Annotated in this window: 6 protein-coding genes; 3 read left to right on the forward strand and 3 right to left on the reverse strand. The window is 71.1% G+C overall.

Going from position 1 to position 7,136, the window contains the following annotated elements; genetic code table 11:
• The coding region (locus ABZ260_RS43035; protein WP_355629443.1) for a BTAD domain-containing putative transcriptional regulator at window positions 1-1,413 on the reverse strand (1,413 nt) is incomplete at its 3' end.
• A gap of 208 nt (window positions 1,414-1,621) precedes the next feature.
• Between ABZ260_RS43035 and ABZ260_RS43040 the strand changes: the two genes are divergently transcribed.
• Both ABZ260_RS43040 and ABZ260_RS43045 read left to right on the forward strand, forming a co-directional pair.
• On the forward strand, window positions 1,622-2,581 hold the full coding sequence (locus ABZ260_RS43040; protein WP_355629446.1) for a M23 family metallopeptidase: 960 nt from the start codon (window positions 1,622-1,624) through the stop codon (window positions 2,579-2,581).
• Window positions 2,582-2,659: 78 nt separating this feature from the next.
• On the forward strand, window positions 2,660-4,099 hold the full coding sequence (locus ABZ260_RS43045; RefSeq protein ID WP_355629448.1) for an N-acetylmuramoyl-L-alanine amidase: 1,440 nt from the start codon (window positions 2,660-2,662) through the stop codon (window positions 4,097-4,099).
• A gap of 85 nt (window positions 4,100-4,184) precedes the next feature.
• Here ABZ260_RS43045 and ABZ260_RS43050 read toward each other — a convergent pair whose 3' ends face one another.
• On the reverse strand, window positions 4,185-5,072 hold the full coding sequence (locus ABZ260_RS43050) for a hypothetical protein (RefSeq protein WP_355629451.1): 888 nt from the start codon (window positions 5,070-5,072) through the stop codon (window positions 4,185-4,187).
• Between the two features lie 367 nt (window positions 5,073-5,439).
• On the opposite strand from ABZ260_RS43050, the gene ABZ260_RS43055 reads away from it, so the two are divergent.
• Window positions 5,440-6,264, forward strand: coding sequence for a putative protein N(5)-glutamine methyltransferase (locus ABZ260_RS43055; RefSeq protein ID WP_355569817.1), 825 nt, complete (start codon window positions 5,440-5,442; stop codon window positions 6,262-6,264).
• 119 nt (window positions 6,265-6,383) lie between these two features.
• Here the strand turns inward: ABZ260_RS43055 and ABZ260_RS43060 are convergent, their stop codons facing one another.
• Window positions 6,384-6,851, reverse strand: coding sequence for a dihydrofolate reductase family protein (locus tag ABZ260_RS43060; protein ID WP_355629454.1), 468 nt, complete (start codon window positions 6,849-6,851; stop codon window positions 6,384-6,386).
• Between the last annotated feature and the right edge of the window lie 285 nt (window positions 6,852-7,136).

Consider the following 7,136-nt stretch of genomic DNA (forward strand, 5'->3'; position numbering starts at 1 on the left):
GGCGATCCTGACGGCCAGCGGCAGGTGGCAGCAGGCCGTCAGGATCGCCGAGGCGGCCTCCCTCTCCTGTTCCAGCCGCTCGGGCCCGACGATCGCGGCCAGGAGGTCCTCTGCCTCCCACGGCGACAGGACGTCCAGTTCAAGCTGGAGCGCCCCAGGCAGTTCGGTGATCCGCCGCCGGCTTGTCACGAGCACCGCGCAGCCGTTGCCCGGCAGCAGCGGCCGTACCTGGGCGGCGCCTGCGGCGTCGTCGAGGAAGACGAGCATCGGGCGCTCGGCCAACAGGGACCGGTAGAGCGCGGCACGTTCGCGTTCGGTGCCCGGCAGGTCCGCCGCATCGGCGCCCAGCGCCCGCAGCGCCTCGGCCAGCAGCTCACCGGGGTCCGCGGGCACCGGGTCGGTCCCACGGAGATCGAGGTAGAGCTGCCCTGCCGGATATCCGGCCCGTACGGCATGCGCGCAGTGCACGGCCAGCGCCGACTTGCCCACGCCCGGTGCCCCCGTGACCACGACGATCGAAGGCGGTCCGGCCGGCGGGCGCTCCGCGAAGGTCAGCGCCCGCGTGAGGAGGGCGACGCTCTCGGCCCTGCCGGTGAAGTCCGGCACGTCAGGGGGGAGTTGCCGGGGAGCGGCGAGAGCCGGAGGATGGCCCGGCACGGCCACGGTGGGCAGGGGTTCTCCCGCCAGGATGGCCGAGTGCGCCCGGCGCAGATCCGCGCCGGGTTCGACGCCGAGCTCGGTGACCAGCTGCCGCCTGACCGTGGTGTAGGTGTGCAGGGCCTCGGCCTGCCTGCCGCTCCGGTGCAGGGCGAGCATCAGCTGCCGCCAGAGGTCCTCGCGGAAGGGATGCTCCTTCAGCAGCCCGCGCAGCTCGCCGATCGCGCCTGCGTGGTCGCCCCGCTCCAGTCTCAGGGCGACCAGTTCCTCGGCGGCGCCGAGCCGTGCCTCCGCCAGCGACTGCAGGCGGCCATCCCAGAGCGGGCTGCCCGGCAGCTCGGCGAGCGGTGTTCCGCGCCACAGCGCGAGCGCCCGGCGGAGCCGGTCGAAGGCCTCGTCCGTACGACCCGCCGCGCGCGCCCTGGCGAGCAGATCCTCGAAAAGCAGCACGTCGAGCTGCTCGGGTGCCAGCTCGATCACGTAGCCGGGCGGACGGGCCTGGATCCGCGCGCCGGCCGCCGCCAGCACACCCCGGAGCGAGCTCACGTAGGTGCGGAGGTTCGCCTGGGCGGACCGTGGCCGTTGCCGGGGCCACAGCACCTCGACGAGGAGGTCCGCGCCGACCACGCGGTCCGCGTTGAGCAGCAGCGACGCCAGCAGGATCCTGGGCTTCGTACCGGCGATGCGGAGAGACCGTCCCGAGCTCCGGACTTCGAGGGTACCGAGCACGTTGAACGTGGGTTGATCGACCACCATGACCGCATTCACTCCTCTTGTGGAGGCGCTGCAACCATTCATCGGGCTGTGTTGTACGGGTCGGATAGGCCTTTATATCGATTTTGGATGATTTTTGTATCGCTAATCCGGACTCTGGACCCCGGCAAGAGCCTTTCGGAGAGAACTAACAGACAGTGCACGGCACCGGTCAGGGCTCGGCCCGCCGGGCCTGCGGGAAAGGATCCGCATGAGACTCAACGGGGTACTCACGGCGGGGTTCGCCCTGCTGCTCGGTCTCGCCGGCGGCGCCGTCACGGCACCGGCCGCCGGCGCGGCGGCACTGGGGGACCCGGCGCCGGCCAACAGCGCGGCGGACCCCGCGCCGAGCGACGAGATGAGCATCCTGGCGACCAACTTCCAGCTGCCCTTCCCCTGCGGACAGGCCTGGACGGGCAACTCCAGCGCCAGCAGCGCGCACCAGTCATGGGAGATCGACTTCAACCGGGGCAGTACCGCCGACGCCGACCTGGGCGACACCGTGGTCGCCGCGGCGGCGGGCACGGTCTCCATCTCCGCCCACCAGGGATCGACCAACGGCTTCGGGAACCTGGTCAAGATCGACCACGGCAGCGGTTGGTCCACCTACTACGCGCACCTGAACTCGCGCTCGGTGAGCGCGGGTGCCACGGTCTCCCAGGGCCAGAAGATCGGCACGGTCGGCAACACCAGCAAGCCCGGTAACAACATCTCGCCCCACCTGCACTACGAGGTCCGGCTGGGCACCAGCTACCCGTCCAACATTCAAAAGGCCGTCTTCAACGGGTCCACGTTCGGCTACCCCGCCCAGACGGTGACCTCCAAGAACTGCGGCGGTTCCACCAACCCGTACACCCCGCAGGAGGTGTGCGGTTCCGGCTACGACGTGATCGACTCCGCGGCCCTGGGGTCGGCGGGCACCGTCTACCTGCTCTACAACGGCTCCAACGGCCAGAACTGCGTGACCACGATCAAGAGCAGTTCCATCGGCACCGCGACGGCCACCAGCGCCTACCTGGAGGTGCAGGGCAGCACCCGCGTCACCGACTCGGGCAACTTCGCCTACTACGCCGGCCCGATACGCGCCTCCGGAGCCGGCAAGTGCGTCAAGTGGGGTGGCAAGGCGGGCTCCACCGGCTACGACAGCCCCTTCGAACACTGCGGCAGCTGATCCACCTAAGGGGCCGTCTCCGTCTCCACCGGGCGGAGACGGCCCCTTCGACGCCCCCCATCTGCTTGAGGAGAATCTGTGAAGGCCCGACTCCGCCGTTCAGCCGCGCTGCTGGCCGGCTCGCTCGTTCCCCTGGTGCTCCTGGCCGGCCGGCCCGCGAGCGCGGCTCCCCCCGACCCCCTGGCCGACGCCTTCACCCGCGCGGCCGCGACCTACGAGGTGCCCCGCGACCTGCTGGTCACGCTCGGCTACGCCGAGACCCGTCTCGACGGGCACGGGGGTGAGCCGAGCGCGAGCGGCGGCTACGGGATGATGCACCTCGTCAGCAACCCGACGGTCCACTCCCTGGAGCAGGCCGCCCAGCTGACCGGGCAGCCGGTCTCGGCGCTGAAGACCGACGACGCGGCCAACATCGCGGGCGGCGCCGCGGTGCTGCGCGCCCACGCCGACGCGCTCGGACTGGACACCGCCACCCGCGAGGACGCCGGAAAGTGGTACCCGGCGGTGGCCAGGTACGGCAACGCCTCCTCCCCCCAGGTGGCCCGGCTGTACGCCGACACCGTCTACGAGCTGCTCGCCTCGGGTGTCAGGGCCACGACGCCGAACGGCACCGTGACCGTCCGGCCGCAGGCGGTGCGACCCGACCGGGGCGCGTACGCCAAGGCGCCGGACCTGGACAGGACCTTCGCGGCCGCGGCCGTGGACTACCCATCGGCCCACTGGGCGCCGGCCCACTCCACCAACTACGCCGTCTCCAACCGCCCGTCCGATGACGCGATCGACCGCATCGTCATCCACGTGGCCCAGGGTTCCTACGCGGGAACGATCTCCTGGTTCCAGACCGGGCCCAGGGCGAACCCGACCTCGGCACACTACGTCGTCCGATCCTCCGACGGCGACGTCACGCAGACGGTCCGCGAGAAGGACAGAGCCTTCCACGCCGGTAGCTACAACAGGCGATCGATCGGTATCGAACACGAGGGCTTCGTCGACAACGCCTCCTGGTTCACCGACGCGATGTACCGCTCCTCGGCCGCGCTGACCCGCGCCATCGCCGACCGGTACGGCATTCCCAAGGACCGCGCCCACATCGTCGGGCATGTCGAGGTACCGGGAGCCGACCACACCGATCCCGGGCCCAACTGGAACTGGACCAGGTACATGCAGTTCGTCACCGGCGACACCGGCGGCGGCAACCCGCACACCCCGCAGTCGGTATGCGGTTCCGGCTACAACGTGATCGACTCCGCGGCCCTGGGGTCGGCGGGCACCGTCTACCTGCTCTACAACGGCTCCAACGGCCAGAACTGCGTGACCACGATCAAGAGCAGTTCCATCGGCACCGCGACGGCCACCAGCGCCTACCTGGAGGTGCAGGGCAGCACCCGCGTCACCGACTCGGGCAACTTCGCCTACTACGCCGGCCCGATACGCGCCTCCGGAGCCGGCAAGTGCGTCAAGTGGGGTGGCAAGGCGGGCTCCACCGGCTACGACAGCCCCTTCGAACACTGCGGCTAGATCCGCCGCGGACGTGACGGGGGAAGCGGGGCCGTACCGACCGGGGCCGGCCCCGCTTCCGGTTTCGCGGCTCGCGATCGCCAGGTCAGATCCTGGCGTTCCGACGCAGGATGTCGATGGCGCGGACCGTGGTGTGGCCACGCCAGTCGAGGGAGCCCGCAGGCGAGATCCTGGCGTAGTCGACGGTCCAGCCGCCGTCCTTCTGTTGCAGACCGGCCAGGCGGTCGAGGTCGGCGGAGATCACCTCGGGGGCGAACAACTCCCGCGCCGGCCCACCGGGGTAGGGGGCGAAGTCGAGCGGATGCAGCGTCTCCTCCTCGGTGCCGCCCTCGACGTGCACCCGGCCGTCGGCGGGAAGGTACCTGCCGAGGCGGCGCAGGAGATCGGCCGCCTCGGGCAGGCGACCGTGCACGACGTCCAGGAACCGCACCGCGAAGGCCAGCACGTACGCGGAGGGCACCGCCTCGACCGCCTCGATCTCGGTCAGGCAGTACCTGGTGGCCCGCTCCAGCCAGGAATGGGCGGCCACGGCGGGATCGTGGACGGCGACGCGGTGCGCGACGGCGGCGGACACCGCGGTGATCTGCAACGACGACACCGAGGGGTCGGCTTCCCGCCACCAGGGGGCGCAACCGGCGGTGCCGGTCAGCGGCAACACGAACGGCAGGCCCCCGTCGGGCAGGGACACCGACTCCAGCCAGTCGCACAGCGCCACGGCCCGCGACGTGGTGGCAGGGGCGATGTCCTCGAACACCTCGAAGGCGTGCGCCGCGGCCCCGGTCTGGCTCTCGCTGGAGCGCAGGTCGGGCTCCAGGCCCCAGCCGTAGCCGCCGTCGGGATTGCGATGGCCGTCCAGGGCGGCCAGCACGGCGGCGGGGTCCTCCTGGCCCATCAGCACCTCGAAACGGCGGCGGTCCAGGACACGCGCGTGCGTGGCCATGAAGGCGTCCGCCGCGGCAAGGTCGACGTTCATCTGAGTTCTCCCGGTGTGCGATGGCGGTGAAGCGGGGGCCGGGCCGGTGAGGGGTGGCCCCCGGCTCCGGCCGTGGGCCGCGGATCAGGCGTTCATCCTGCTCCGGCCGCCGGGCCGGCGTCTTGCAGGAATCGGTCACCGGGGCGACACGCGGGCGGTGAAATCCGCTCCCTTGCTGTTCCGGCTCAACATAATGTGTTTGCGCCGCGCTCCGGCTCGGATAGTGTTGCCGTCTCCAGCAATGGACCTATCGAGGGGGTGAGACCCATTACCGCTGTGTCAGGTCGGGTGCTCTCATCTCACGACCGTGCGGTTCACCGGGCATAGGTGACCGGGAGAGCACCCTTCGGCATCCCGAAAGGCTCTCGTGTCTTTTCCGCTGTCCCCTTGCCTCCAGTCCGCCATCGTCACCAGGCTCCGGGCCGCCGGTTGCGTGTTCGCCGAGGACGAGGCGGACCTGCTCATCTCCACGGCACGGACTCCATCCGACCTCACCGCCATGGTGGACCGCCGGGTCGCCGGCCTGCCTCTCGAACACGTCCTCGGCTGGGCGGAGTTCTGTGGCCTGCGGATAGCCGTGGACCCCGGTGTCTTCGTACCCCGGCGGCGCACCGAGTTCCTCATCCACCAGGCCGTCGCCGTCCAGGAGCGACAGGCCCCCGTCCGGACGCAGGTCGTCGTCGACCTGTGCTGCGGCTCGGGCGCGGTGGGCGCCGCACTGGTCGCGGCGCTGGAGCGGGTCGAGTTGCACGCCGTCGACATCGACCCCGCCGCGGTGCGGTGCGCCCGCCGCAACGTCGCCGCCACCGGCGGTCAGGTGTACGGGGGTGACCTCTACGCACCGCTGCCCGGCACGCTGCGGGGGCGTGTCGACCTCCTGGTCGCCAGCGCGCCCTACGTACCCACCGAGGCGATCGGGCTGCTGCCCCCGGAGGCCCGCATCCACGAACCCCGGGTGGCACTCGACGGTGGCGAGGACGGCCTTGACGTCGTACGGCGCCTGGCCGCCGCGGCGCCACTGTGGCTGGCACCGGACGGCCATCTGCTGGTCGAGACGAGCGAGCGCCAGGCGCCGCGGACCGTCGAGGCCTTCACCCGCAACGGGCTGATCCCAAGGGTGGCCGGTTCCGACGAGTTGGACGCCACAGTCGTCATCGGAACCAGGCCCACCTCCCGGCCCCTGCGCCGATGAGCCTGGCGAGGCCGGTACCCGTGCCGTTCGGGTACCGGCCTCGCCGGGGTCACGGACAGTCCTGACCGGCGCTCCGATGGGGCGTGTGCCCGCCGGACATCCACGGCCCGGCAAACGGGTCAGCTGAGGACGCGTAGCCGGAGGTTCGTCGCTCCGGGCACCTGGGTCACGCTGAGGCGTTCGAGCCTGATGTCGGTCCCACCCGGATGATCGAACAGCCGGACGCCGTCGCCGAGCAGGACGGGCGCGATGAACACGAGGATCTCGTCGAGCACGCCCGCGTCGAGGCACTGCCGGGCCACCTGGGCACCGAGGACGCCGACGTACCTGTCACCCGCGGCGGCCTTGGCCGCGGCGACACCGCTGTCGAGGTCACCGACGAAGGTGACGCCCGGCACCGGCGTGTCCGGCGCCTTGTGGGTGAGCACGAACTGCTGCCCGGTCCACCCCCCGCCGTACGGCTCGCCCTGCTGCTCGGTGCCCCTGTGCGGATCGTCGCCGCCGAAGGTGCGGTTGCCGACGAGCAGCGCACCGGTCTGCTCCATGATCTCCTCCACCATCGGGTTGGGCCCGAGGTGCCCGGCCAATCAGGACATGTCACCTCCCGGGCCGGCGATGAAGCCGTCCAGCGACATGGTGCACTGGTACTGCAACTTACCCATGACCTACCTCCGTCGAGATCGATTCGACTGACCCCCGTTGGGACGGCGGACCGCGCGAAAACTCATCGGTGCGCCGGCGGCAACGCCGTGGGCAGGGCGAACGCCGGGGCATGCGGCACACGGACATCGTAATGTCGCCCCATGCGTCAATTGCCTGTTCCGCCCCCTGGAGCTGGGCAGACGGATGCCCGGTGGCCCCACGACGGGTGA

The organism is Streptosporangium sp. NPDC006013, assembly GCF_040614275.1.
GTDB lineage: Bacteria > Actinomycetota > Actinomycetes > Streptosporangiales > Streptosporangiaceae > Streptosporangium.

What these genes read in the sequence shown, in the direction of transcription:
- ABZ260_RS43040 (WP_355629446.1), top strand. Translation starts at nt 1,622, where the DNA reads ATGAGACTCAACGGGGTACTCACGGCGGGGTTCGCCCTGCTGCTCGGT.
- ABZ260_RS43050 (WP_355629451.1), bottom strand. Translation starts at nt 5,072, where the DNA reads ATGAACGTCGACCTTGCCGCGGCGGACGCCTTCATGGCCACGCACGCG.